18 protein-coding genes are annotated in these 24816 nt (G+C 40.6%); 8 read left to right on the forward strand and 10 right to left on the reverse strand.

What is annotated here, in order from left to right; genetic code table 11:
• Window positions 1-83: 83 nt before the first annotated feature.
• From PNIG_RS12725 to hemL, 4 genes are all read left to right on the forward strand, one after another.
• The gene (locus tag PNIG_RS12725) at window positions 84-1766 is read left to right on the forward strand and encodes a chloride channel protein (protein ID WP_089368639.1); all 1683 of its coding nucleotides are present in this window, start codon (window positions 84-86) and stop codon (window positions 1764-1766) included.
• A 16-nt stretch (window positions 1767-1782) separates the two neighbouring features.
• Window positions 1783-2217, forward strand: a complete 435-nt coding sequence (locus tag PNIG_RS12730; RefSeq protein ID WP_011328910.1) for a CopD family protein — start codon at window positions 1783-1785, stop codon at window positions 2215-2217.
• Between the two features lie 117 nt (window positions 2218-2334).
• A complete protein-coding gene (locus PNIG_RS12735; RefSeq protein ID WP_011328911.1) occupies window positions 2335-3351 on the forward strand; it encodes an aspartate carbamoyltransferase in 1017 nt (338 codons plus the stop codon).
• Between the two features lie 36 nt (window positions 3352-3387).
• Window positions 3388-4668: a glutamate-1-semialdehyde 2,1-aminomutase gene (hemL, locus tag PNIG_RS12740; RefSeq protein ID WP_011328912.1), complete on the forward strand. Its 1281-nt coding sequence runs from the start codon at window positions 3388-3390 to the stop codon at window positions 4666-4668.
• Between the two features lie 74 nt (window positions 4669-4742).
• On the opposite strand, the gene mrcB is transcribed toward hemL, so the two are convergent.
• From mrcB to PNIG_RS12760, 4 genes are all read right to left on the reverse strand, one after another.
• The gene (gene mrcB, locus PNIG_RS12745; protein WP_089368640.1) at window positions 4743-7085 is read right to left on the reverse strand and encodes a penicillin-binding protein 1B; all 2343 of its coding nucleotides are present in this window, start codon (window positions 7083-7085) and stop codon (window positions 4743-4745) included.
• A gap of 176 nt (window positions 7086-7261) precedes the next feature.
• Window positions 7262-8491: an ammonium transporter gene (locus tag PNIG_RS12750; RefSeq protein ID WP_089368641.1), complete on the reverse strand. Its 1230-nt coding sequence runs from the start codon at window positions 8489-8491 to the stop codon at window positions 7262-7264.
• Window positions 8492-8500: 9 nt separating this feature from the next.
• Window positions 8501-8839 (reverse strand): P-II family nitrogen regulator, encoded by a 339-nt coding sequence (locus PNIG_RS12755; protein WP_011328915.1) that lies wholly within the window; start codon window positions 8837-8839, stop codon window positions 8501-8503.
• Window positions 8840-9021: 182 nt separating this feature from the next.
• The gene (locus tag PNIG_RS12760) at window positions 9022-10287 is read right to left on the reverse strand and encodes a GGDEF domain-containing response regulator (RefSeq protein WP_086994059.1); all 1266 of its coding nucleotides are present in this window, start codon (window positions 10285-10287) and stop codon (window positions 9022-9024) included.
• Between the two features lie 352 nt (window positions 10288-10639).
• Between PNIG_RS12760 and PNIG_RS12765 the strand changes: the two genes are divergently transcribed.
• On the forward strand, window positions 10640-12160 hold the full coding sequence (locus PNIG_RS12765) for a S10 family peptidase (RefSeq protein WP_011328917.1): 1521 nt from the start codon (window positions 10640-10642) through the stop codon (window positions 12158-12160).
• Window positions 12161-12219: 59 nt separating this feature from the next.
• On the opposite strand, the gene PNIG_RS12770 is transcribed toward PNIG_RS12765, so the two are convergent.
• Entirely contained in the window at window positions 12220-13740 is a 1521-nt protein-coding gene (locus PNIG_RS12770) for a CYTH and CHAD domain-containing protein (RefSeq protein WP_089368642.1), read from the reverse strand.
• A 216-nt stretch (window positions 13741-13956) separates the two neighbouring features.
• Between PNIG_RS12770 and PNIG_RS12775 the strand changes: the two genes are divergently transcribed.
• On the forward strand, window positions 13957-14562 hold the full coding sequence (locus PNIG_RS12775) for a TIGR04211 family SH3 domain-containing protein (protein WP_089368643.1): 606 nt from the start codon (window positions 13957-13959) through the stop codon (window positions 14560-14562).
• Window positions 14563-14629: 67 nt separating this feature from the next.
• Here PNIG_RS12775 and PNIG_RS12780 read toward each other — a convergent pair whose 3' ends face one another.
• Complete coding sequence (locus PNIG_RS12780; RefSeq protein ID WP_011328920.1) at window positions 14630-15112, reverse strand: winged helix-turn-helix transcriptional regulator; 483 nt, start codon at window positions 15110-15112, stop codon at window positions 14630-14632.
• Window positions 15113-15281: 169 nt separating this feature from the next.
• Between PNIG_RS12780 and putA the strand changes: the two genes are divergently transcribed.
• The gene (gene putA / locus PNIG_RS12785) at window positions 15282-19085 is read left to right on the forward strand and encodes a bifunctional proline dehydrogenase/L-glutamate gamma-semialdehyde dehydrogenase PutA (RefSeq protein WP_089368644.1); all 3804 of its coding nucleotides are present in this window, start codon (window positions 15282-15284) and stop codon (window positions 19083-19085) included.
• Between the two features lie 120 nt (window positions 19086-19205).
• Window positions 19206-20399: a cyclic di-GMP phosphodiesterase gene (locus tag PNIG_RS12790; protein WP_089368645.1), complete on the forward strand. Its 1194-nt coding sequence runs from the start codon at window positions 19206-19208 to the stop codon at window positions 20397-20399.
• Window positions 20400-20406: 7 nt separating this feature from the next.
• On the opposite strand, the gene PNIG_RS12795 is transcribed toward PNIG_RS12790, so the two are convergent.
• The 4 genes from PNIG_RS12795 to PNIG_RS12810 form a co-directional block, all read right to left on the reverse strand.
• Window positions 20407-21522, reverse strand: coding sequence for a general secretion pathway protein GspB (locus PNIG_RS12795; protein WP_089368646.1), 1116 nt, complete (start codon window positions 21520-21522; stop codon window positions 20407-20409).
• Window positions 21523-21533: 11 nt separating this feature from the next.
• Window positions 21534-22451 (reverse strand): ExeA family protein, encoded by a 918-nt coding sequence (locus tag PNIG_RS12800; RefSeq protein WP_089368647.1) that lies wholly within the window; start codon window positions 22449-22451, stop codon window positions 21534-21536.
• 147 nt (window positions 22452-22598) lie between these two features.
• On the reverse strand, window positions 22599-23114 hold the full coding sequence (locus PNIG_RS12805; RefSeq protein WP_089368648.1) for an Lcl C-terminal domain-containing protein: 516 nt from the start codon (window positions 23112-23114) through the stop codon (window positions 22599-22601).
• 9 nt (window positions 23115-23123) lie between these two features.
• The gene (locus PNIG_RS12810) at window positions 23124-24785 is read right to left on the reverse strand and encodes an Lcl C-terminal domain-containing protein (RefSeq protein WP_089368649.1); all 1662 of its coding nucleotides are present in this window, start codon (window positions 24783-24785) and stop codon (window positions 23124-23126) included.
• Window positions 24786-24816: the final 31 nt, after the last annotated feature.

Raw genomic sequence — 24816 nt, forward strand, 5'->3', positions numbered from 1 at the left:
GTAATTATTTTACAAAATCACAACGACTTAGCGTTTGGCTTTTGCTAAAATGGCCGCTGAAAAATGCTGCGGGGAAATAAAGCATGTGGCTTGAGCAACTCAGGCGTCGATTAGCCAAACCTAAAACATCCGTACAATTATGCTTATTAGGCGTAAGTGCCGGATTAATAGCTGCATTTTTTATTATTTTATTTCGCTTAACGATTCTTTTTTTTCAAAGTATATTTTTAGAAACTCCCGACGACTTTACCACCCTCCCCACTTTAGAACGCGTATTAATGCCCCTTATTGCGGCACTCTTAATTGCGCTTTTTGCGGCCTTTACTGGCTTTAAACATTATCGCTTGGGTATTCCGTTTGTAATTCACCGTATTAAACGTCATTACGGGCAAATGCCAATATATAACACCCTAAACCAATTTGTTGGTGGTGCACTGGCTCTGATCAGCGGCTTTTCGGTGGGGCGCGAAGGGCCTTCGGTGCATTTAGGTGCTACGGGGGCAAGTATCTTAGCAACTAAATTGCACTTACCTCATAACGCCATGCGTACCCTTAGTGGCTGTGGCATTGCAGCTGGTATTGCCGCCTCGTTTAACACGCCGTTAGCAGCGGTTATTTTTGTAATGGAAGTAGTACTTCGAGAATATAAAGTACATATATTTGTGCCAATTATGCTTGCAGCTGTTACTGGCGCTTTAGCAACCCAATTTGTATTTGGCGAAGGCTCAGAGTTAGCACTTATAAGCATTGCTCCGTTAAGTGGCTGGCATTACCCGTACTTAATACTGTGTGGCATGGCGCTGGGCGCAATAGCCTATAGTTTTAATCAAAACTTAATGTTAATTATTAAAACGTTTAAACCACTTAGCATGTTTCCTCGCTTACTTATTGCTGGCTGTATTGCCAGCTTAATTGCGTATACCGTCCCCCAAGCTATGGGGTCGGGTATGAGTGCGATAACTATTGCGGTTGAATCCCCTGAAGACATGCAATTATTAACTACTATTTTAATTGCTAAGTTACTCGCCACATTATTTGCGATAGGTTTGGGTATTCCCGGTGGTTTAATTGGACCGGTTATAGGGCTGGGGGTTTTAATTGGCACTTTAATGGCCTTTTTTGCCCAGTTTATTAGCCCAGGTACAGATATAGCAGGAACTTATGGTGTACTTGGCATGGCAGGATTATTAGCAGCAACGCTGCATGCACCGCTTGCGGCTTTAACCACAGTGATGGAGCTCACTTCGTCTCCAGAAATAATAGTGCCTGCAATGATAGTTATTACCACCGCTTATGTTACCGCGCTGCAAGTGTTTGGTAATCGCTCGATATTTTTACAACAGCTGGATTTTCAAGAGTTACCTTACCAGGTATCTCCCGCTACTGAGGCACTACAAAAAGTAGGGGTAATGGATGAAATGGATGAAGACTTTAAGTTGCTTTACTCCGACGATAAACAGCAAATAAAAAACACCCTTGATGCGATGGACAGCCAAACCCCATTAATTGTATTTGATGAAGAAAATGGTTACCGATTGGCTGAATATGACTTGAGCTTAATGTCGGATCAAGCAACTAACCTTAGCTATATTAGTTTGGCCGGTATTAGCAGCCAAGCCACTTTAGCTGATGCCTTTGAGCTATTAAATGATAAGCGCAGTGGCGCATTGTATGTATATAACTTATTAGATAATCAACAAATTATGGGATTACTACGTTGGGATCAAATCCATCATATTTTAACCATTCGTAACAGCTTACTTTAATTTAAATGAGGGTAATATGAGCGCATTATTAATTTACAAAACCTTGCATATATTTTTTATGATTGCCTGGTTTGCCGGTATTTTTTACTTACCACGGTTATTTGTGTACCACGCTATGAGCGAAGAAAGGGCATGCAACTCTATGCTTAAAGTAATGGAACGTAGGCTGCTTTTTTTTGTCACTCCGTTTGCCGTGTTAACCGCGGTATTTGGTGTACTCACTATAGTTGAATATGGCCGCGATTGGTTTAAGTACAGCATGTGGTTGCATTATAAACTAGTGCTAGTAATTATTTTATACCTATACCATGGTTACTGTTTTAAGCTTTTAGCTGATTTTAAACATGACCGTAACACTAAAAGTGACCGTTTTTATCGTATTTTTAATGAGTTACCCGTTATAGCACTATTAATAATAGTGGCACTGGCGGTAATAAAACCCAGTTTATAATAAAATGTTTCTAGGTAATTTACTCTGCCAACTAGCTAAGTAACTTTGCTATAATATGCGCGATTGCGTGCTCCTTTAAGGATTATCGCGCCTTTTTGAATAAGTAGGAATAACCCCATGTTAAGTTTCCAAGGTGAAAATATACTCTCAGTTAATCAACTCGACAGAGACTGTATTGAACGTATATTTGCAGTAGCTAAAAAAATGGAACCCTACGCTAAAAAACAAAAGCGTACTAACGTGCTAGAAGGTGCCATTTTAGCCAACTTATTTTTTGAACCTAGCACACGCACACGCGTAAGCTTTGGCACCGCTTTTAACTTACTCGGCGGACTCGTTCGCGAAACAACCGGCATGCAAAGCTCAGCGCTCGCTAAAGGCGAGTCGCTTTACGACACCGCCCGTGTTATTTCGGCGTATGCCGATGCTGTCGCTATGCGCCACCCCGATGCAGGTTCGGTAAGTGAATTTGCAACAGGCTGCTCAATCCCTGTGATTAATGGTGGCGATGGCCCTAACGAGCACCCCACTCAAGCACTGCTCGATTTATTAACCATTGAGCGTGAGCTTAACCGTTTTGAGCAAAACATAGATGGTATGCACATTGCACTAGTAGGCGATTTAAAATATGGTCGCACTGTGCACTCTTTATCAAAACTATTATGCCACTATAAAAACGTGAAATTCTCGATGGTTGCACCCGATGGTCTACAAATGCCTAGCTATATATTAGATGCAGTAGATAATGCAGGTCATAAAATTGAATTGGTAAACAAAATGGAAGGTAACTTAGCTGCCGACATAGTTTATCAAACGCGTATTCAAGAAGAGCGCTTTCCTTCGCAAGAAGAAGCCAACAAATACCGTGGTGGGTTTAGAATTAGTCAATCAATTTACACTGCACATTGCAAACCTAATTCAGTGTTAATGCACCCGCTACCACGCGATAGTCGCCTAGAAGCCAACGAGCTAGATAACGACTTAAACGCAAATGACAATTTAGCTATATTTCGCCAAGTACAAAATGGCGTATTAATTCGTATGGCACTGTTTGCTTTAACCCTCGGCGTAGAAAACAAAGTCGAGCAGTATGAAGTAGACGTACCTTGGTTTAGCCGCAAACGCGATAGCTAAACCCACTTTTTTTGTGACAAAACAATAGGATTTTTCATGACAATTAGCCAAGACTTATTTGCACGCGCTCAAGCTTCTATTCCTGGTGGCGTAAATTCACCAGTACGTGCTTTTAATGGTGTAGGCGGCACACCGCTATTTATCACTAAAGCTGAGGGTGCGTTTACATTTGACGCCGATGGTAATCGCTATATCGATTATGTTGGCTCTTGGGGCCCTATGATCATGGGCCATAACCACCCTGCAATTAAACAAGCAGTACACGACGCGGTAGAAAACGGCCTAAGTTATGGCGCGCCTACCGAAGCCGAAATTTTAATGGCTGAAAAAGTAAAAGAGCTAGTACCATCAATCGAAAAAGTACGTATGGTTAGCTCAGGCACAGAAGCCACCATGAGCGCTATTCGCTTAGCGCGTGGTTTTACTGGCCGCGATAAAATACTTAAATTTGAAGGCTGTTACCACGGCCATGCCGACTCATTATTAGTTAAAGCGGGCTCTGGCGCATTGACTATGGGCGTGCCTAATTCGCCGGGCATTCCTGAAGATTTTGCAAAACATACGCTTACTGTATCGTTTAATAATTTAGATGAAGTGAAAGCTATTTTTGCTAAATATGCCGACGAAATTGCATGCATTATTGTTGAGCCTGTTGCTGGTAACATGAACTGTATTCCACCGGTTCCGGGATTTTTAGAAGGTTTGCGCGACGTTTGTGACGAATACAAATCGGTACTTATTTTTGACGAAGTAATGACCGGGTTTCGAGTTGCACTTGGCGGCGCACAAGCCTACTACAATATAAAACCAGACTTAACCTGTTTAGGTAAAGTAATTGGCGGCGGCATGCCAGTGGGCGCTTTTGGCGGCAAAACCGAAATTATGGATTATATTGCACCGGTTGGCCCAGTTTATCAGGCGGGTACATTGTCGGGTAACCCAATTGCCATGGCTGCAGGTTTAAAATCGCTAGAGTTATTAAGCGAGCCAGGCTTACATGCAAAACTAGAAGCAACCAGTAAAGCAATTTGTGAAGGCTTTGAAGCCGGTGCTAAAAAAGCAGGCATTGCATTAACCACTAATTACGCCGGTGGCATGTATGGTTTTTTCTTTACTGATGCTGAAAAAGTAACAACTTACAAACAAGCTACTGAGTGTGATTTAGAGCGTTTTAAACGTTTTTTCCACCTGATGCTTGAAGAAGGTGTTTACTTAGCCCCCTCTGCTTTTGAAGCAGGCTTTGTATGTGCAGCGCACAACGAGCAAGAAATAAAAGATACCATTGCAGCCGCAGAGCGCGCGTTTGCTAAGCTGTAAAACATCAGTTTTATTCAGCCAATAAAAAAAGCCCTAACGGGCTTTTTTTATGTCTTGTAGTTATTCAAAACTGCTTAACGAATACACTGCGGCCTTGGTTCAAATTCACTGGCTCTTAGTGGTAGCTGAATAACTTTGCCGCACCCTGGTGGCGCTTGTTTACCCGTTAGCTCGTTAATAAACGCCCAGCGAATTGAAGGAGGACGAGTATCGGCTATCGCTTCGGGATTTAGCGGTTTTAAATAACGAATATAGGTCTCTAAAGCCCCTACACTACCGGTTAAGCCGGTACTTTTGTTATCATCTCGGCCTAGCCAAGCAACAGTCACTGTGTTTTGATCAAACCCGGCAAACCAGCTATCGCGTAAATCGTTACTAGTGCCCGTTTTACCCGCAAGTTGAATCGACGGAAAGTGTAAGTTTAACCGTTTTGCGGTGCCATCTTTAGTCACTCGTTTCATTGCGTATTTTGTCATGTACATGGCATCTTTAGCAAAACGCGGCTCAGATTTCACTTCATGCTTATACAATACTTTGCCTATTGAGTCGGTTAACGCAGAAATAGCGGTTAACTTTCTATATTCGCCATCGGCAGCAATGGTTGTGTACAATTGTGCTACCTCAAAACTAGACATTTCAAGTGCCCCCAATAACAACGATGGGTATTCGTTAATTCTTCCCTGCGCGCCTAACCCTCTTAGTGTATTTGCAACTTTATCTACCCCTACATCAAGGCCAAGATTTACCGCAGGTATATTTATACTGCGACTAAAAGCTTTGTATAACGGGATCGATCCGCGAAATTGACGATCGTAGTTTTCAGGTTGCCATACTTTACCTTGCTCATTGGTAACTTGCACCGGTGAGTCGTCAAGTAAAGTGGCTAGGTTATAATGTGGTAACTGCAGCGCGCTTAAATACACCGCAGGCTTAACTAATGAGCCAATATTACGTTTGGTATCAAGTACTCGGTTAAAGCCTGAATAACGCACATCGCGCCCAGAAACTAATGCCGATACGCCACCTTTTTCTACGTTAACTGAGATCATCGCCGCTTCAAGCGCGCGAGTATTAGGGCGTTTTTCTAAATAAGGCAAACTTGCCTGAATCGACTCTTCCATTGCCGTTTGTTTTTGTAAGTCAAAATAGGTAAACACACGAACACCGGCATCTAACACATTTTGATCGGGCAATAACTGCTTGAGTTCACGATTTACTAGTTCTAAATAACCTGGGTACGATTTTTGTAAACTGGCTTTCATTGGCGCTATATTCAAAGGACGTTTTAATGCAGCGCGGTATTCATTAGTACTCAAAAGTTTGTCTTCAACCATTAAGCGCAGCACTAAGTCACGACGTTCCATTGTGCGCTCTTCGTAACGACGTGGATTGTAATAAGACGGCCCTTTTACCATAGCCACCAGCAGCGCTATTTGATCGTACTCTAGCTCATCTACTGGTTTAGAAAAGTAAAATTCAGCAGCCAAGCCCATACCATGTACACCTTGGTTATAAGACTGCCCTAAATATACTTCATTTAAATACGCTTCAAGTATTTGATCTTTTGAATAACGGTAATCTAAAATAAGCGCAATAAACGCTTCGTTTATTTTTCGTGTAAGTGAGCGCTCTCGGGTTAAGTAAATATTTTTAGCCAGTTGTTGCGTTAGCGTACTGCCGCCCTGAACTGTTCGTCCAGCACGAATATTACTGTACAACGCACGTAAAATAGAAAATACCGATACGCCGTGGTGCTGATAAAAATTACGATCTTCAACCACTAAAAGCGTGTCTTTTAGCATTGCCGGAAATTTATCCAGCGGTACAAATTCACGATCTTGTTTAGAATCGTTACCTATACGCGCTATTTGCACCGGCTCCAACCTAGCGTTGTTTAAACGCCGACCAAACTTGTCTTTAATACTAGCCACTTTTTGCCCAGCAAAACGCAGTTCAATTATATGCGCTTGTTCTAGCGCGTCATAAAATTCAAAATCGCGACGATATATTTTAATGCTGTTGGCGGTTTTAACATATTGCCCTGTACGACTTAACCTATTAACGGCTGAGTAGTTTAGCCGCTCTAACTCCCAAATAACCTCTTGGCTTGATAAGAACTGCCCGGGGTAAAACGCCATCGAGCGTGCATAAACTTGCGCAGGAAGCTGCCATTTATTACCTTCAAATTGACGAGTTATTTTTGCATCGAGGTAAATAAAATAAAACGCCATAGCAATAAATGTCGCTAAACTAAGTTTCCAAAAAATAGACCATAGTTTATTGAGTAAAGATCGCTGAGCAACTGATGATTTGTTTTTTGTACTTTTTTTAGCGCCGTTACGCGGTGTACTTTTAGAGGGTTTAGCGCTGCGCTTTGTGGGGGTTTTACCTGTCGGTGTTTTTTTGTTATCAGCCATTTAAATGTAATTTATTCCAAGGTTTATTTTACGGACATGAGCTTAGCATAGTCACCTACTAGTTCACCATTATAAGGTAAATTAACAACCCATCTTAGCAGCACTAAAGTTAACCTCCCCTGAAATAAAAAAGCGCTACCTAAGTAGCGCTTTGGACAACACACAATAACTTAAATTTAATTACTACGAACCGATACAAACTCTGGGTAGGCGTCAATGCCACAATCGTGTTGATCCATACCGTTTAGCTCTTCTTCTTCGGTAACCCTAATGCCCATAGTATGCTTTAAAATTGCCCACACCAGCAGCGAAGAAATAAACACAAAACCAATAATACACAACAAGCCTATTAACTGAGTTACCAAGTTTGCCTCGGCGTTTGTCACTGGTACTAGCATAATACCAAGTACTCCACATACGCCATGCACAGAAATAGCGCCAACTGGGTCGTCTATTTTTGCCTTATCAAGTATAACAATACTAAATACCACTAATGAGCCGCCTAATAACCCTAATAAACACGCCATCAATGGTGAAGGTGAAAGCGGATCGGCGGTAATCACAACCAGCCCAGCTAACGCGCCATTTAATACCATAGTTAAATCGGCTTTACCCCATAATGCTTTACAAACAAACAGTGCTGAAACAGCCCCCATTGCAGCAGCAGCATTGGTGTTTAATAAAATCTTTCCTACAGCAGTCGCGTTTTCTGCATCTGATATTAGTAGCTGCGAGCCGCCGTTAAAACCAAACCAGCCCATCCATAAAATAAACGTACCTAACGTTGCCAAAGGCAAGTTTGACCCTGGAATTGGGTATATTTCGCCATTTTTACCATATTTTCCTTTACGTGCACCCAGTAATAATACGCCAGCTAATGCCGCTGATGCGCCGGTTGCATGCACTATTGCTGAGCCAGCAAAGTCAACAAAACCCATTGACGATAAAAATCCAGAGCCCCAAGTCCAGTAACCCTCAATAGGATATATAAGCCCAGTTAACACCAAGGTAAACACCAAAAATGCCCACAACTTCATGCGCTCAGCCACCGCACCCGAGACAATAGACATAGCCGTGGCAACAAAAACAACTTGAAAGAAAAAATCAGATTCTAGAGAGTGATCAGCATCAGCGGCTTGTGTACCAATTAAGCCACCAAATGAAGGAATGATGCCTCCCTCGGTATTCCCTACATACATAATATTGTAACCAACGAGTAAAAACATGGTGCATGCAATTGAATACAAGGCGATATTTTTAGTTAATATTTCTGTGGTGTTTTTTGAGCGTACTAAACCCGCTTCTAGCATGGCAAACCCTGCGGCCATCCACATTACTAATATGCCACAAATTAAAAAATAAAAGGTGTCGAGCGAAAACTTTAGTTCTATCAGTGTACTTTCCATAAATCCCCCTTAAAGTGCATCTTCATCAAGTTCGCCCGTACGAATACGAACAATTTGATCTAGGTCGTACACAAAAATCTTACCGTCACCTATTTTTCCGGTGCCTGCAACTTGCGTAATTGAGTCAACTACGCGTTGGCAGTTTTCAGTACGAGTGGCAATTTCGAGTTTAATTTTAGGAATAAAATCAACTTGGTATTCAGCCCCACGATACAATTCGGTATGACCACGTTGTCGACCAAAGCCTTTTACATCAACAACTGTCATCCCTTCTATGCCTAAATCAGCGAGTGCTGTACGCACTTCATCTAATTTAAATGGCTTGATGATTGCACTAATCATTTTCATTTTAGTCCCCTTAGGACACGTTATTGTTTTTCTTAGTTAATACAATCCAAGCTTTATGCCATTTTTTATATGGCAATAAAAAACAATAACTTATAAAAATTTTTTATATTTAAAACAAAAAAACGCACCAATTAGGTGCGTTTTTTTATATATAATACTTGATTGGTGCGTGTGTATTTAACTCAACGTATAGCTGTAACCTCTGCTAGCTGCAAAGTACTATTTAAAACCACACAATTGCGCCCTTGCTCCTTAGCTTGATACAAAGCTCTATCGGCAACACGCATAGCAGCGGTTAAATTGGTATTTTGAAATTCGGCTAGGCCTATACTTGCTGTTATTGATAAGGTTTTATCACTGATAGTAAAGTCGTAACTTGCGAACTTTTGTATAAATAAATTTAAACACTTCTCGGCTTGTTCAACTTCTACTTGCGTTAATATAATTGCAAACTCTTCACCGCCAATACGTGCCACTGTACTGTTAGAAAATGAAGTACGGATTAAATTACTCACTTGTTTAAGTGCCTGATCGCCGCCGTCATGCCCAAATTCATCGTTTATTGCTTTAAAAAAATCTATATCGAGTAACACTAAGCTATTTTTCTGATTTTTATTTTTGAGTAGTTTTTCAGCATACTGATAAAAGTAACGACGATTATAAAGCCCGGTAAGGTGATCTCGAAAAGCACTTTCTTTAATGTCTGCAATTAACGATAACTGCTCCATGGTTTGCAATACACGACAATGAAACTCTTCATTCATAAAAGGTTTAGTTAAAAAATCATTAGCACCATATTTAATAAATCGCGCCGATAAACCATGCTTACTCGCGCCTGATAACCCAATAATTGCTAAGTCATCACGGCCTCTAAAGTTTCTCACCGCTTTAACTAATTCAAAACCATCCATTGTTGGCATTGCATAGTCTGTCATGAGTAATTTAATTTCAGCATCGTTTTTGAGCATATCTAATGCTTGGCGTCCATCGTGCGCCTCACTGACTGCAAATAATTGTTTTTCTAGCATTTGCTTCATTAAAGTACGACTTAAAACCGAGTCGTCGGCTATTAATGCTTTACAGCCTTGGTTACGCAACAGCTGTGCAACTAATTTTATAGCGTAATTATATGAGTCACGGTTATCTTTTATCACATAATCAATTACGCCTAATTCTAACATTTGCAGGCGCTTGTACTCATCCATCTTAGAAGTAAGCACCACAGTAGGAATACCTTTTAATAAGGTATATTTGGCCACCTCACCATTTGGTGCGTCGGGGAGCGTTAAATCAACTAAGGCTAGTGTATAGCTGTGCTTACTTACAAACTCCTTACACTCAGATAAAGACCAAGCAAAATCAATGGCAACATCAAGATACTGTGCAGATATATGGCGAAGGACTTGTTGTACTACTTTACTATCTTCAACTATCAACAGTCTTTGCATAGGGCTTCTCTTTACTTCTAATTAAATTACTTGTTTTATAACCATATGTTCATCATAAATTTAAAGCCTTTAATGAGATTTTAAATTTATTAAAAAGCAAATTACACACCCTGTCGGTTTGCCACTATTTTTTTAAAGTAAATCTCACTTATTTAAGCTGCTATTTATAAATAGATGCGAATATACATTACTTTCATTACGATCGAAATAAAGAGCGATACAAAGCGTTAAAAGCTAAGTTTTTACACATTCTATTTACTCAACCACTATTATCGGCAACTAGTCTCAATACTTTTGTTTTTTTACTGAATATTTCTTTTAATAGAACATTAACAATAAAAAAGGGTCATTCATGAAGTTTAGCCAAAGTATTTTTTTACCTATTGCCGCCATTGCCTTAACACTTAGTAGTGCCTCCTTTGCCGATAATAACCAGCGTCGTATTGATATCGACAGCAAAGTGGTTACTGAGCACAAAGCAAAAATTAATAATCAGCGCTTTTCATATACGGTTGCAACCGGTACGCAACCTGTTTGGGATGACAAAGGCGATGCTATAGCAACCTTGCAATATACTTACTACACCCGCGATAAGGTAGATGACAGAGCAAAGCGCCCTTTGCTTATTTCGTTTAATGGCGGCCCTGGCTCGGCATCGGTTTGGATGCACCTTGCTTATACTGGCCCTCGCGTATTAAAAATTGATGATGAAGGCTACCCTATTCAACCATATGGGGTTAAAGACAACCCTTACTCAGTGCTCGACATTGCCGATATTGTATATGTAAATCCGGTAAACACCGGCTACTCTCGGGTAGTTGAAGATAAAGACGGTAAATTACTCTCTAAAGCTGAACAAAAAGAGCAGTTTTTTGGCGTAAAAGCCGATATTAAGTACCTCGCTGAGTGGCTTAATACCTTTGTAAACAGAAACGAGCGCTGGCGCTCTCCTAAGTTTTTAATTGGCGAAAGCTACGGTACAACACGTGTATCGGGCCTTGCTCATGAACTGCAAAATAGCCAATGGATGTACATTAACGGCGTAGTATTGGTTTCACCAACCGATATTGGCATTAAGCGCGACGGCCCAATTAAAGCAGCTAACCGCCTGCCTTACTTTGCCGCTACAGCTTGGTATCACAAAGCATTAAATGCCAACTTACAAGCTAAAGACCTAGACGAGTTACTGCCTGAAGTTGAGCAGTTTACAATTAACGAACTGATCCCCGCACTGGCTAAAGGCGGCTTTATTGCAGATGATGAAAAGCGCCGCATAATTAAAAAAATGGCGCAATATGCTGGGCTTTCTGAAACCTTTGTAGAGCAAAATAACTTAGATATTCCAACGCAGTTTTTTTGGAAAGAGCTATTACGTGATCGCGGCCAAATGGTAGGACGCTTAGACTCGCGTTATTTAGGTATTGATAAACGCGATGCGGGCGAGTCGCCTGATTACTGGGCAGAACTCACGTCGTGGTTACACTCTTTCACACCCGCTATTAATCATTACTTACGTGAAGAGCTAAATTATAAAACAGATATTAAATATAACCTGTTTGGTAATGTGCACCCATGGGATAGAAGCGGTAATAACACCGGCGAAAACTTGCGTTTAGCTATGGCGCAAAACCCGTATTTAAAGGTAATGATTCAATCGGGTTATTATGACGGTGCAACTAACTACTTTGATGCTAAATATACGTTATGGCAGTTAGACCCAAGTGGCAAAATGCAAGACCGCTTAAGCTTTAAAGGCTACAGAAGCGGACATATGATGTACTTACGCCATGCGGATTTAGAGAGCTCTAATACCGACTTACGTGAGTTTATAAAGGCGGCATTACCTAAAGAAGGCCAAGCTGCTAAATACTAATCAGCAAATATAAAAAAGGCTCATAATGAGCCTTTTTTATTTAATCATATTCTGTAAATCTAAAGCCAATAAGGCTTTATATCGAACGAAGCCAATCTACTTTGCTCCATTGCACTTACCAAATATTCTGTCTTTTGTGCTAGCCATGTTTGAATTTTAGCTAGCTTTTCATCTTCTTGACCACCGCAAAGCTGCTTTAAATAGTCAAGGGTACTAAGCTCGTACATACCATGAGAAATATCAAGCCAAGGGAGTCTAAACTCTAAGCGCTCTTCTTTATCAAATAACGCACCTAAACAATTACCACTTAGTAAACTGTTCTCTAATTGTGTGCGTATATTAAGGTAATCATTCGCGGTTAAAGTTTGTTCTTTAGGTAACAGCTTATGCAAATTTCGCCAATCTTTATCAAACAAACGGTTAGCAATGCTGGCTACCGATTGGTCAGCGTTTTGTAATTGCTTTTGATCCCAAAACTTGCGCCATTGTTTGTCTATTAACCAGGTTGTTAACGACAGTATTAAACGATTATAGCGTGCACTATGAAACAGCGCATAAATGTCGTCAATGCTAGGCTGTAGCTCTTTTAGGTCATTAATAACTTGTGTTAATGCCGGTGCGTTGTTTATTTTTTTATAAAAAGCGTGGCGTTTAGAAGTATAGGTTTTTAATTGAATTGCATTTTCAACCCACGCTAACTCGCTGAGTAACCACTTTAGTTCGTTGCGTAAATGCTCAGTACTTTCTTTGCTAACAATGTCGTCAAACAACCAAAAGTTATGACGAATTAAGCTTATACCGTCGGTTACTCGCTTTAATGTTTTTAAACTTGGCTTATCGAAATAACATTGTTCGTGCTTTTGCACAAAACGAATACCAAAACCCATAGCCTCTATTAATGCTTGCTCTTGGGTTACTTGCCCTTTGAGTTTAACAAACCCAATAGATTTACTTGGTTGCAGTGGCGTGTCGTCAGCAAGGCGATACCCTCTTGCGGCCTTTGAATACAAACCTAAGCGAATACAGTTTTGGCTTACTAATTTATCGGCTAGCGCAAATAATTCATTACGGCTGCCCTCAACAAGTTCAATTTCAAGCTCGCTGATCACCTCAACTTTACCCGCTGCGGCAATTTCACCTTTATCAAGCACTACTTCAATTTTTGCACCGTTTTGAGTCTCAATTAACCAAGTACGGCGAATAAAGTTGGTACTAAAAATCGGATGTATATTTTCTGCAATAACATTGGCTTGCATGCCATGAGGCCAAATAGAGGGGTCAAATGCCATTAAATCTGGACGATTAGACTCTATTGGTAAGTTAAATTCAGGGCGTTGATGTAAGCCCCCAACAACCTCACCGGAGAGTTTAATTGTTTGCTCACATTTATTATCAGCACAACGCGTTCTATAGCCAATATCAAGGGCTCTAAGCTCACGGCTTGGCGTATCATAATAAGCATTTTGTAAACTTCGAGATGGCTTATTAGTAACTGTTTTTGCAAATTGTGTAATTAATGAGGGGATCAGTGGAATGACGGCATCTGATACCAAAAATTTTAGTTCTATCTCAGTATCCATTAGTTATGCGGATTACCCTTAAAATTAATAAGTGGTCAAAATAAACAAAGCCGCCCCATATTGCAAATATTTTAGTCAAAATGGGCCGCTAATAAAATAACACCGGTTACAATATCAACCTTGCTATTGCGCTATTTAATCCATATTATCGCTATACTTATGTGAAATATAAAATCACGTTCTAAACGGACACGGTTAGATTAACAAGGTAAATAAATGCTAAAACACTGTTTATTATGGCTGTTTTTAACAGCCTCAACATTTGCGAGCCAAGCAGAAGAAGCTCAAACAGCAGCCCCCACCAATGCAAAAACAGCTTATATAATTGACAATCTTTATACGTTTATGCGCTCTGGTGCGAGCAAAAACTATCGTTTACTCGGCTCTATTGATGCAGGCACACAACTGACCTTATTATCGGGTGAAGAAAACGGCTTTTTAAAAGTTAAGGATGATAAAGATCGTGAAGGTTGGGTTGAAGCTAAATACATTACACAAACAGCTGGCTTACATAAGCAGTACCAAACGTTAAGTGATGAAATGAGCTCAATACAAAATGAACTGCGCCAAGCACAAGTTGAATTACCGCAGTTGCAAGAGCAAAACGTGCAGTTAACAAACCAAAACAAACAATTGTTTACACAAATAACTCAATTAAAAACTACACTTGAGCAAGAGCGCACTTTAAAGCAAGCCACTAGCTCTAAAGAAAAACGCCAATTACTTACTTATGGCGGTGCTATTGCATTTTTAGGATTATTTTTAGGTATTATATTAACGATTGTGTTGTCTCGCCGTAAGCGCTACCAAGGCTGGGCATAATACGACAACTTAATTAGTCGCATAAAAAAAGCATCATTTGATGCTTTTTTTATGCCTGCAATTTGTATTACAAATCTAGGCGCAGACCCGGATCTTGTTTTATTTTTTCAATTACCATGTAGGTGTGATGCGTTCCCACTCCAGGTATATCAACTAAGTCGCCAAGCACTTGCCTGTACTCGTCCATGTTTGATACCCTGATTTTCAGCAAGTAGTCGTAGCCACCAGCAACCATGTCGCACTCCACTACTTGCCTAATTTTTAAAATGTGTTCTCTAAACACTTTAAATACCGCGGTATTTGAAGTCACCAACGACACTTGTACATGTGCAACTAAGCTTTGATTAAGCTTGGCTTCGCTAAGCTTTGCAACATAGCCTTCAATATAGCCTTCTTGCTCTAAACGCTTTACACGATCAAGACAAGGGCTGGGGCTTAAATTAACCTGCTTTGCGAGGTTAACATTTGAAATTCTGCCGTTCTGTTGCAGAACGTCTAAAATAGCTAAATCGATACGATCAAGCAGGCGTAATCTATTTGGACTCGTCATAACAGAACTTTATACGGATAAGTAGAAAATATGCCCTGTAAATTAGCGTAAAACGCCAAATTTAACCAGCATATTCTGCTGAATTTTAATTAGAATGCACGCCTTACACCAACGAATATTTAGTGGTAATTAATTTTACCTTAAGTTTTAACACTCCTGAGGGTTGCTTATGTTATTCAATAGCGATTTGACAACGACTTGTCCAATTCGACAAAAAATCCGTGACTTCTACCGCATCGACGAAAATGCGGTTATCGATCATATTTTACCACTTGCTGAAGTAGGTGTTAAAGCACGAAGTCGTGCCTGGGAAAGAGCTCGCCAAATTGTTTTAAATATTCGTAAAGACCAAGATGGTCAAAGCGGTGTTGATGCACTATTAAATGAGTTTTCACTCTCTAGTGAAGAAGGCGTAGTATTAATGTGCTTAGCCGAAGCCCTGCTTCGCGTACCAGACAAAGCAACTCAAGACACATTAATTCGTGACAAATTAGCAAAAGGCGACTGGAGCTCTCATTTAGGCAGCAGCGATTCGTTATTTGTTAACGCATCGTCTTGGGGCCTATTAGTAACCGGTAAAATGGTTAACTACACAGATAAAACCAAAGAACAGCAATTTGGTATGCTTAAAAAAACCATAGGTCGTTTAGGCGAGCCTGTTATTCGTAAATCAGTAAACTTTGCGATGAAAATTATGGGTAAGCAATTCGTTATGGGTCGTACCATTGACGAAGCAATAGTACGTGCTGCCGATAAAGAACAAAAAGGCTATGTATATTCATACGACATGCTAGGCGAAGGCGCGCGCACCATGAAAGATGCGCAGCGTTACTTTGACAGTTACATGAACGCGATTCATGCTATTGGTAAAGCGGCAAATGGCCGTGGCCCAATAAAAAGCCCAGGCATTTCAGTTAAGCTTTCTGCTATTCATCCTCGTTATGAGTTTACGCATAAAGAACGCGTAATGGCCGAGATTGTGCCTAAGCTTAAAGAGCTTGCGCTAGCAGCTAAACAATATGATATTGGCTTTACTGTTGACGCTGAGGAAGCAGACCGTCTAGATATTTCTTTAGATGTAATTGAAGCGGTATTTAGTGATGACGACCTAGCAGGTTGGAACGGCTTTGGTTTAGCGGTTCAAGCGTATCAAAAACGCGCTATATTTGTAATTGAATGGCTAACTGAACTTGCAACCCGTGTGGGTCGCAAAATGATGGTGCGTTTAGTTAAAGGCGCTTATTGGGACACTGAAATAAAAACCACACAACAAGATGGTTTAGAGCATTTTCCGGTATTTACTCGCAAAGCAACCACCGACGTGTCTTATAAAGCGTGTGCCATGAAAATGCTCGAAGCACGTGATGTACTTTACCCACAGTTTGCTACCCATAATGCCTACTCAGCAGCAACTATATTAGAAGTGGCTAAAGGTGATAACACCGGTTTTGAATTCCAACGTTTACACGGTATGGGCGAATCTTTATTTGACCAAATTGTTACCGAGGAAAAAATTCAGTGCCGCGTATACGCACCAGTGGGCCAACACGAAGACCTGCTGGCTTACTTAGTACGCCGTTTATTAGAAAATGGTGCTAACTCATCGTTTGTTAATGCCATTGTAGATACCACTAAGCCGGTTGAGACACTATTACCTGATCCGGTAGAAACACTGCAAGGTTTACGTAATAAATACAATACGCAAATTAAAATGCCAATTGACTTATATGGCGCCGAACGTGCCAATTCAAAAGGCATGGATTTAACCGATATAAACGTGATCACCCCGTTTAAAGAAAACCTTGATCTGTGGTTTAACGAACACTTAATTGAGCAAAGCCAAGTACCTGAAGGCTCTGTGGCAGTTAAAAACCCGGCAAACCACAAAGAAATAATTGGCCATATAAAACTGCAATCTAGCGATGAAATGCAAGTTTTGCTAGCCAACGCAGAAAACGCTTTTGAATCATGGTCACAAACATCGGTAAAAGAACGCGCTAACTTATTACGCCGCGTTGCCGATATTTTAGAGCGTCATCATGACGAGCTAGTGGCTATTTGTATTAAAGAAGCCGGTAAAATAGCTAAAGATGGTATTGATGAAGTACGCGAAGCGGTTGATTTTTGTCGTTACTACGCAGCCCGCGCTGAAGAGCTATCGCAAGATGAGCGCTTTGAAGCCCGTGGTGTTATTTTATGTATTAGCCCATGGAACTTCCCGCTAGCTATTTTCTTAGGCCAAGTAGCCGCTGCTATTGTGACCGGTAATACCGTTATTGCAAAACCAGCTGAGCAAACGAGTCTAATTGCGCTGCGTGCCATTGAGCTTATGCTATCGGTAGGTTTACCAGAGCATGTTGTGCAAACGGTAATAGCCCGTGGTAGTGACGTAGGTAAAACAATTGTTCCGGATGAACGCGTTCAAGCAATTATGTTTACTGGCTCGACTGAAACAGGCACGCTTATTTCACAAACGCTCGCGGCTCGTAGCGATATTCAAGTACCGTTAATTGCTGAAACAGGCGGCCAAAACTGTATGATCGTTGACTCAACAGCACTCCCTGAGCAAGTGGTTGACGATGTAATTAGTTCTGGTTTTCAAAGTGCTGGGCAACGCTGTTCAGCGTTACGTGTATTATTTATTCAAGAAGACGTTGCCGATGGCATAATCGAAATGCTTAAAGGTGCACTGGCTGAATTACATATAGGCGACCCATCGTTACTATCTACTGACGTAGGCCCGGTAATTGATGAAAAAGCGCTGAAAAGCTTAAACGATCACGTTGAGTACTTAAAAGGTAATGCGACATTACATTACGAGTGTAAAATTCCAGATAACACAGTAAATGGTGCGTACTTCTTTGCTCCTCGCTTATACGAAATAAAAGACTTATCGGTACTTAAGCGCGAAGTATTTGGCCCATGTGTACACGTTATACGCTTTAAATCGAGCGAACTAGACAGTGTTATGGATCAAATAAACAACACAGGTTACGGCTTAACTATGGGCGTGCATTCGCGCATTGAAGAGCGCTGTGAATACCTAGCTAAAATGTCGCGTGCAGGTAACGTATACGTTAACCGTAATATGATTGGCGCTATTGTTGGTGTGCAACCATTTGGTGGCCGTGGTTTATCTGGTACTGGCCCTAAAGCCGGCGGCCCTAACTACTTACAACGTTTAGTAAAAGAAAAAGCATCACCAGAAAACGTGCAAATGACCAATCTAACGCCAGACGAGCTGGATTTACACCACTACAGCGGTGCAAACGAGCAAGTAGAAAAGCTAATGATTAACTCTATGCGCGATGAAAAAATTTGGCGCTCAACACCACTAAACGACCGTGTCTCTGCGGTGCGTCAATTGCTTGCTAAAATAGCCACAGTTGAAATTATTGACGACTTAGCAGACGATTTAGCACTAACACTTGCCGATGCACGTGCACAACTTAATCGCTTAGAAAAGCACATGCGTAAATTTACTACATTACCAGGGCCAACAGGTGAGTCTAATACTTTGCACCTTGAAGCACGTGGTTGTGTTGTATGTTACGCTGATAAGAGCACATCATTTAACTTTTGGGCATTATCGATCATTACTGCAATTGCTGCGGGTAATACGGTAATTACCGTGGCTTCTGAAATATTTTATGAAGAAGCGGTTGCCTTTAGAGATAAATTTATTGCCACCGGTGTTGCCGAAGGCGTGTTCCAAGTAGCTAAACCAAATCAGTTACAAGCTATATTGGCACATCCGCACTTAGCCGGCGCTGTGGTTGCAGCACGCTCTTCTCGCTTTGGTTATTTCAGCCAGCAACTAGCGCAGCGTAAAGGTGCTATTTTGCCAGTGATCAGCTCTGAATATTACGATACGCTTATTAAACGTTTAGTAACTGAAAAAACCATCAGTATAGATACAACGGCATCGGGTGGTAATACATCGCTGATGACGCTTGTTGAAGATGATGAGTAACTAGTTTAGCACTAATTACTTATTCGTATAAAAAGGCACCTTAGGGTGCCTTTTTTACTATGTTAATTGTAATATTTTTGTTACTTTAACCAGTAGAATACTTATATGAAGTGAATTAAATTGAAAGTCATTCCAATTTCGCAGTTATTACCTGGCATGTTTGTACAAAGCGTAACAAAGCAAACCGGACGTATAAAAATAAAAAGCCAAGGCTGGGTTAAAACTCAAGCCGGTATCGATAAATTAAAAAATGTCGGTATTTTAGAAGTTGAAATAGATCCAGATAAAACCCTCATCGAATCAGTGCCTGAAAAAGATCCAGCTAAGACACCTTCCCCTATAGCAAAGCGCGATCCTTGGCAAAAAACGCACAGTGCCGAGCAAGAAATGGGCAAAGCTAAAAAGCTTTACGATGAAGCTAAATCACTACAGATTAAAGCATTTAAAGATATAAAAGCAGGTAAAAATATAGACATAGCGCCTTTTAGAGAGCTTGCTAGTGGTTTTATGGATTCGGTATTTAGAAATCAAGATGCACTTACATGTCTTACTCAAATGCGCCAAAAAGATGCCTACCTGTTAGAGCACTCTATTAATGTTTCTATTTTAATTAGTATTTTTGCCAAGCATTTAAATATAGATAAAAATATAATTGAACAGCTAACTACTGGCGCGCTACTGCATGATATTGGCAAAATAAAAATTCCCGATGCAGTACTCAATAAGCCGGGACGTTTTACTGATGAAGAATTTACAATAATGAAAAATCATGCGCGCTTTAGTAAAGAAATTTTACAAGCTGCAGGGCTCAAAGGTATAGCTGTTGATATTGCCGGTATGCACCATGAACGCTTAGATGGTAAAGGCTATCCGTTTGGTAAAAAAGGCGATGAAATAAGCCAGTATGTGCGTATGGCGTCAATTGTTGACGTGTATGATGCACTCACAGCTGAGCGCGTTTATAAAGCGGGTATGGAGCCGATAAAAGCCTTTAAAATATTAAAAGAAGGTTGCCCTGATAGTTTTGATAGTGAGTTATTAACTAAATTTATTCAGTGTATCGGTATTCACCCGGTAGGCACACTGGTTAAGCTCTCGAGTCAAAAAGTGGGACTGGTGACACAGAGCAACCCTGCCAGCCCACTAAAGCCCGTTGTTAAAACTTTCTATAGTGCAAAGCATGGGCGCTACACCCAAGTGCAAGACATAGATTTAGCACATAAAAAAAGCCAAGATACGCTTGAGTCGGCAGTTAAAACTAACGAATACAATATTGACTTACAACGCTTTTATAAAAATTCAATTTTACCCTAATTAGCCGCTATTGCGGCCAATCTTGTAGCGCCTTTAAGCTAAATTCGTAGCCGTCAAAATCAAGTACGCTTTGCTCTGGTGTTATTTCTCGCACTGTTAATGCACCTATACTATCGCCCTCAAAAAGCTCGCGACCATTGAGCTTGATCCAACGCTTATCGAGTGCAGACGAATATATATGCGCCTGATATTTAAGTGGCGGTAACATGGCTTGTAATCCATCTGGCAACAGCTCTATTGGTTGCACGCGTGATGAGCTGCGCGTTGCTTGCGTGACTTCGTAGTTTTGTGTTTTTTCTGTATCTTGAATAGCTTGATCAAAAGCTGTTTCTAATAATGTTGGGCTCTTTGCAAGCGCAGGTCTTTTAGTTTGTTGTGCTGTAGAGCCTTGCGAATCGAGTGGTTTACCAAGCACTTTATACTTACTTAAATCAAGCGATGCCGATGAAGGCATATTTGTTTGAGGTTGCTGCCCAGCTGCTTGTGTTGCCTGGTTATTCGTTTGATTGAAGCTAGGTTGATTATAATGTGGTTGTGAATATCCCTGCTGATTAATTGCGCCTTGCGCATACGTACCCTGAGCAAAACTATTTTGCGGGTTTAGGTTTTGCTGGAGTGTGGCTTGATTTTCCATTATTGGAATATATTGCCCTTGCGGCGTAAGTAACATTTGTACAATACCACTTGGGGTTTGTACATATACTAACTGCCCTTGAATTGAAGTTGCTGTATTTACTGCGTCTGGCGGGGCCGTTTTTGGCGCTGATGGTTGCGCCGCTAATACAGCTATATTTTGCTCTGCAGTTTGTAATCTTGCTGTATTATCTATATCCGATTTGGTTGTTATTGTTGGTTCTTTATCGGCATTAGTATTTTTTAATATTGCTGTAGTGCTAACTTGCTCATTATTACTATTAAATGAGCTGTTTTGTAGCCATTTTCCACTAACAAAACCACCAGCAACACTAAAGCTAACCGCTAAGCTGCCACCAATCACAAACGCCAAGCGGCGGTATCTCATTAGAGACTGTTGTTGTTTAGCCTGCTGTGCCTGTAAGTCATACTGCTCGGCGCTTATATCGGCTTGTTGCGATTGCTTTAACGCATCTAATAAATAAGACATTAATCACCTAACTATAAAATAAATGAAAGCCCTAAGCCTGCTGCAAATAAAGCAACAAAAGCAGAGCAATATAGCCAATATGGCACGGTTTTAGGTGGCGTATTATTAGCCGCAATAAAATCGGGTGGTAATGATTCCTGAGCAGATTTTTTTATAATCTCGCTATCTATTGTTAATTGCTGTTTTGCAAATGCCCCTACTAACGCCCGCTCACACACTAAGTTCATTAATCGTGGCACGCCACCGGTAAGTTGATGAACGCTTTGCATTGCTTCCAACGAAAAAATACCTTTATCACAGCCTGCAATATGTAAACGATGCTTAATGTATGCCACCGTTTGTCCTTGTGTTAAAGGCAGTAAGTGATAGCGAGCTGTTATACGCTGTGCAAGCTGCCTTAACTCATTTCGTTTTAATAATACTTGCAGCTCAGGTTGCCCCACCAGCACTATTTGTAATAGCTTTTTATGATCGGTTTCTATGTTGGTTAGTAGGCGCAGTTGTTCTAGTACATCGGGAGCAAGTAACTGCGCTTCGTCAATAATAAGTATGGTATGCCCACCCGCTTTATTATTTGCTTCTAAGTGCTTTTTTATAACATCGGTAAGGCTTTTTAAACTCGCATTTTGTGCATCATAATTAATTTTAAGCTCATCACAAATACTGGCTAAAAGCTCAAGCTCTGATAAGGCCGGATTATGGATCATCGCAACTTGAGTATTCTCTGGCAGTTTTTCTAGCATACTGCGAGTAATGGTTGTTTTACCTGTACCCACTTCGCCGGTTAATAATACAAAGCCGCCGTCTTCACCTAATCCATAGGTAAGGTGCGCTAACGCTTCTTTATGTCGCTCACTTAAAAACAAATAATGGGGGTTAGGCGAGATTGAAAAGGGTTTTTCATGCAAACCAAAATAGCTTAAATACACCTGAGTATTCCTTGGTAAATAAATCCCCCCCATAATGGCAAAAAAAGAGCCTTAGTGACAACACTCAGGCTCTTTTATTATTGAAATAACGTAAATTAATGTAAAAAACGCTGCTTTAAATTTAGCTGTGCATTTACTTATATTGGATTATTTTTCGTAACGCATTAAGCGCAAATAAACACTGCTGGTTTTAGCGTGCAAACTATTTAGTCCACTGTCAAACTGATATACCCAAGCAGAATTAATCGTATTTACACCTGAGGTATTGGTCCAATAGTTTTGTAGCTTTGTGCCCAAAAACACCGATTCGTTAATACTTGGCTCTGTACATCTGTGTTCAATAATACTTGCTAACTCTTTAATATTTGGTACTTGCCAGTCATTATAACTTGCCGTTGTATCGTTAACTGCGCCTCGCAATGCAGTTTGCCAGGTTAATGATGGTGTAGAGCCTTCGCATGTTGCTGTAGCATTGTTATACACTTGTCCGTAACTACAACGCTGCCACATTAAACCTGTTTTGCTATCTGACACTGTGCCATCGGGATTTATTGTAAATCGCTCTGTTGGTGTTGTTTGCGTAACAGAGTCATAACAAACCCCAGCAATTACGTTAAAGCTTAAACTCATTGCCGCAAATGTAGTTATTAATTTAAATTTCATATACTTCCCCTAACGGCTTCTAACTAAACGAACATAAGCAGTCTTACTTTTTGGATAAGCAAGGTCATTACCATCGCTCATATCTATAATATAAGCTTGCGATAAACTGGTACCATCAACCGCTGTTTGAGAGGTCCAATAACGCAAGTGACCCAGTAAACTAACCGCTGGCGTATTAGGGAAAATACTCTCATCTATTAATACATTTTGCCCTTGCTTGCCGTAATCTACTAAGCTTAGTAACTCGGTGTAAGTAGGTACTCGCCAATTTGTGCCACCACAAAAATCTAACGCATTTACTTCTTGTATATAGCTTTGCAATCCGCAATCGGTATTACTTGGGCAACTAGAGTTAGCTGCGCCTCTTGCTCCGCCTACCTGAGGAATAGCAGATTCAGTAAGGTACCATGTGTAATGATTTTGCCCATCGCGTAATGTAGTGTTAGGTACCACACCTGACACAGGGCTTTTAACCTCCCACACTAAACCGGTTACGTTGTCGCGAATACAACTAAAATTTTGTGCGTCATCAGCCACTTCATCGGCAAACTCATTTAGTTTGGTGTAATCAAACGCTAAATTACCTTGCCCTACTTTGGCTAAACGATTCGCAAAGCTGTCTCGACCAAGTTCAGCATCTTGATTTGGAAAATCTTTACTAACACAGTTTATACGTTGAGTATTGTTGTAACACTCCCCTACACCTGTATCGTTTATTAACCCAAGCGCTTTAGGTGCAACATCTACAAATACACTATCGTTTGCGGTGCGCCCTTTTGAATCAGTAACCATTACTTCAAAGCTTAAAGTGGCGTTAGTGTCTATGTCTGAGGCATAAAAAGTAGTAATACATTGATTACTATTAGCTAATGTTTCCGCTTTGCCGGTTAGTTGTTGCCAGTCACATTTATAAGTACTGGTTGCGGCAGCGCTGTTACTTGCATCTAAGGTTACTTTATCAAACTCGTTAACTTGCTGATCAGCCCCGGCATTGGCAATAACAACTTGCGCTGTTTTATTTAAAGTCATGTCATATTCAGAGGTTGACTCTCCCCCTTCATCATCGGTAACCGTTAATGACCACTTTAAATTTGTATGGTTTTCAAGCAGTGGATGGCTAAAGCTTAAGGTAGAATTAGTAAAACTATTAATATTGAGGGCTGGTCCTGATATTAATTGCCACAAGTAGCTATTAATTTGACCATTTGTATCTGGATCTGTTGAGTCTGCTGCGCTTAGCGTTACGGTATCGTTATAAACCGATGGCAATACTTGCGGTGCTGTTTGAGTAATTACAGCTTGGGGTAATTGATTGTTTGATGTAATAAAAATACTAATATCGTCATGTACTAAACCACCACCGGTTGTTTGATAGCTTACTCTGAGCACCAGTTCACTGTCTGCCTTTACATCTGGCGCGGTAATAGTTTGCACTGCACCATCAAGCGGAAATCCATCAACAATGGGGCCGCTTACGCGCTGCCAAGTAAACGTACCCTCGGTAGGTGAGCCTTTTGCAGTAATAGTAAAATCGGTTTTTTCAATAATTTGCAAATCGTTACCTGCAAATACTGAAGCTTGAGTGTTATCACCATCATCAGAGCTCCCCCCACCTCCGCATGCAACCAATAGCCCACACGACAATAACGGGATTAACGCAATTGCTCTCATACTAAGCACCTTTTTATATCAAAAAATAATT

This window comes from Pseudoalteromonas nigrifaciens, assembly GCF_002221505.1.
GTDB lineage: Bacteria > Pseudomonadota > Gammaproteobacteria > Enterobacterales > Alteromonadaceae > Pseudoalteromonas > Pseudoalteromonas nigrifaciens.

Bases quoted from the DNA above. Each gene is read 5' to 3' on its own strand.
- PNIG_RS12725 (WP_089368639.1), top strand. From the start codon at position 84: ATGTGGCTTGAGCAACTCAGGCGTCGATTAGCCAAACCTAAAACATCC.
- PNIG_RS12730 (WP_011328910.1), top strand. From the start codon at position 1,783: ATGAGCGCATTATTAATTTACAAAACCTTGCATATATTTTTTATGATT.
- PNIG_RS12735 (WP_011328911.1), top strand. From the start codon at position 2,335: ATGTTAAGTTTCCAAGGTGAAAATATACTCTCAGTTAATCAACTCGAC.
- hemL (WP_011328912.1), top strand. From the start codon at position 3,388: ATGACAATTAGCCAAGACTTATTTGCACGCGCTCAAGCTTCTATTCCT.
- mrcB (WP_089368640.1), bottom strand. From the start codon at position 7,085: ATGGCTGATAACAAAAAAACACCGACAGGTAAAACCCCCACAAAGCGC.
- PNIG_RS12750 (WP_089368641.1), bottom strand. From the start codon at position 8,491: ATGGAAAGTACACTGATAGAACTAAAGTTTTCGCTCGACACCTTTTAT.
- PNIG_RS12755 (WP_011328915.1), bottom strand. From the start codon at position 8,839: ATGAAAATGATTAGTGCAATCATCAAGCCATTTAAATTAGATGAAGTG.
- PNIG_RS12760 (WP_086994059.1), bottom strand. From the start codon at position 10,287: ATGCAAAGACTGTTGATAGTTGAAGATAGTAAAGTAGTACAACAAGTC.
- PNIG_RS12765 (WP_011328917.1), top strand. From the start codon at position 10,640: ATGAAGTTTAGCCAAAGTATTTTTTTACCTATTGCCGCCATTGCCTTA.
- PNIG_RS12770 (WP_089368642.1), bottom strand. From the start codon at position 13,740: ATGGATACTGAGATAGAACTAAAATTTTTGGTATCAGATGCCGTCATT.
- PNIG_RS12775 (WP_089368643.1), top strand. From the start codon at position 13,957: ATGCTAAAACACTGTTTATTATGGCTGTTTTTAACAGCCTCAACATTT.
- PNIG_RS12780 (WP_011328920.1), bottom strand. From the start codon at position 15,112: ATGACGAGTCCAAATAGATTACGCCTGCTTGATCGTATCGATTTAGCT.
- putA (WP_089368644.1), top strand. From the start codon at position 15,282: ATGTTATTCAATAGCGATTTGACAACGACTTGTCCAATTCGACAAAAA.
- PNIG_RS12795 (WP_089368646.1), bottom strand. From the start codon at position 21,522: ATGTCTTATTTATTAGATGCGTTAAAGCAATCGCAACAAGCCGATATA.
- PNIG_RS12805 (WP_089368648.1), bottom strand. From the start codon at position 23,114: ATGAAATTTAAATTAATAACTACATTTGCGGCAATGAGTTTAAGCTTT.
- PNIG_RS12810 (WP_089368649.1), bottom strand. From the start codon at position 24,785: ATGAGAGCAATTGCGTTAATCCCGTTATTGTCGTGTGGGCTATTGGTT.